This is a genomic window from Streptomyces sp. HSW2009, from assembly GCF_040240285.1.
Taxonomy (GTDB): Bacteria; Actinomycetota; Actinomycetes; order Streptomycetales; family Streptomycetaceae; genus Streptomyces.
The window spans coordinates 1-1,796 of record NZ_JBEHZD010000912.1 but is presented as its reverse complement, the minus strand read 5'-3'; the positions used below and the strand labels follow the sequence as shown (position 1 = coordinate 1,796).

General features: G+C 73.6%; 2 protein-coding genes and 1 pseudogene. All 3 read right to left on the bottom strand.

Annotated elements, in window-relative coordinates:
• Positions 1–134 precede the first annotated feature (134 nt).
• A complete protein-coding gene (locus AAHZ94_RS33490) occupies positions 135–800 on the bottom strand; it encodes an O-methyltransferase (protein WP_349997463.1) in 666 nt (221 codons plus the stop codon).
• A 164-nt stretch (positions 801–964) separates the two neighbouring features.
• Complete coding sequence (locus tag AAHZ94_RS33485; protein WP_349997462.1) at positions 965–1,621, bottom strand: response regulator transcription factor; 657 nt, start codon at positions 1,619–1,621, stop codon at positions 965–967.
• Positions 1,612–1,770 (bottom strand): annotated as a pseudogene (locus AAHZ94_RS33480) (sensor histidine kinase); the annotation flags it as partial. The gene AAHZ94_RS33485 and the pseudogene AAHZ94_RS33480, both read right to left, overlap by 10 nt.
• Positions 1,771–1,796: the final 26 nt, after the last annotated feature.

Here is a 1,796-nt window from a genome sequence, read left to right as displayed (position 1 = left end):
GGGCTGCTGCGGCTGACCGTCCGCGGGGCCAGGGCCGGCCCGCACTCGCCACGCCCCTCGGGCGAGGCCGTGTCGGGGCCGGCCCCCGCTGTCCGCCGCGCCCCCGCGGGCGAGGCCGAGCCCGGGAACGGCCCTCACTCCTCCCGGCGGCGGGCCAGCGTCAGGCCGTCGGCGATCTCCAGGAAGACCGACTCCACCCGGGTGTCGGCCCGTACGCGCTCGTTGAAGGCATGGATCGCGGCGCCCTCGGTCGACGCGCTGGCGGGGTCGAGCACCTCGCCGCCGTAGCAGACGTTGTCGGCGACGATCAGGCCGCCGGGGCGGATGCGGGGCACCAGCTCCTCCCAGTAGCCGAGGTATCCGGGCTTGTCCGCGTCGATGAAGGCCAGGTCGACGTGTGGCTCCGCGGGCAGGGCGCGCAGGGTCTGGAGCGCGGGGGCGATCCGCAGGTCGATGCGGTCGGCCACGCCGGCCTCCTGCCACGCCGTACGGCCGTACGCGGTCCATTCCTCGGACACGTCGCAGGCGAGCAACGTGCCGTCGGGCGGCAGCGCCTGGGCCATGAAGAGCGTGGACAGGCCGGTGAACGTGCCGATCTCCACGACGTGCCGGGCGCCGATCAGCCGCACCAGGAAGGCGAGCAGCGGCCCCTGTTCCTGCGCCACCTGCATGCGGGCGTGGTCGGGCAGCTCAGTCCTGGTGCGGTCGATGAGTTCGCGCTGGACCGGGTCGAGCGGGGGGTTGTGCGCCAGTACGTAGGCGTGCAGTGCGGTCGATGCCCGGCGGGTGCCCTGTGCCATGGGTGCCCTCTCCGCCCACCCCCGGGTGGGCCTGCCACATCCCGCGGGCCTCCCGCGGGCTGGTGGTGCCCCGTTCGGCGGCGGGCTTCCGTGGCACGGGGTGCACGCAATCCGACCGAACGGGCGCCCCATCCGGCACGGCGTGCCGAGCGGGGCGCTGCGGCCTAACTACCCACGTACCGGAGCACGGCAAGCACCCGGCGGCTGTAACCCGCCGTACCGGTGAGGCCCAACTTGTCGAAGATGGCGTTGATGTGCTTCTCGACGGCGCTGCGGGAGACGTGCAGCCGCTGGGCGATGGCGGCGTTGGCGTGGCCCTGGGCCATCTCGCCGAGCACCTCGCGTTCGCGTTCGGTGAGCCGGGCCAGCGGGTCCACATGCGTGCTGCGGGCCAGGAGCTGGCGCACCACCTCGGGGTCGAAGGCGGCCTGACCTGCGGCGACCCGCTCCAGCGCGTCCAGGAACTCATCGACCTGCATCACCCGGTCCTTGAGCAGGTAGCCGACGCCACCGCCGCCCGGCGGCATCTCGCCGGTCAACAGCTCGGTCGCGTACCGCTTCTCGACGTACTGGGACAGCACCAGCACCCCGAGGTGCGGATGGCGGCTGCGGATCTCCAGGGCGGCGCGCAGTCCCTCGTCGGTGTGGCTGGGCGGCATCCGCACATCGACGCAGACGGCGTCCGCCGGATGCCGGTCGACGGCGTCGAGCAGCGCGGTGGCATCACCCACTGCCGCGACCACGTCGTGCCCCTCCTCGGCGAGCAGTCGCACCAGGCCCTCCCGCAGCAGGGTCGAATCGTCAGCCAGGATTACGCGCACGGCAACTCCGCGGTGAGGGTGGTGGGGCCACCCGGCGGGCTGTCCACCCGCAGGGTGCCGTCGATCGCTGCGGCCCGCTGGGCGAGCCCGAGCAGGCCGCTGCCCGTCGGGTCGGCGCCGCCGGAGCCGTCGTCGGTGATGCGCACCCGCAGCCCCCAGTCTCATATACACATCA

Bases quoted from the DNA above. Each gene is read 5' to 3' on its own strand.
- AAHZ94_RS33490 (WP_349997463.1), bottom strand. From the start codon at position 800: ATGGCACAGGGCACCCGCCGGGCATCGACCGCACTGCACGCCTACGTA.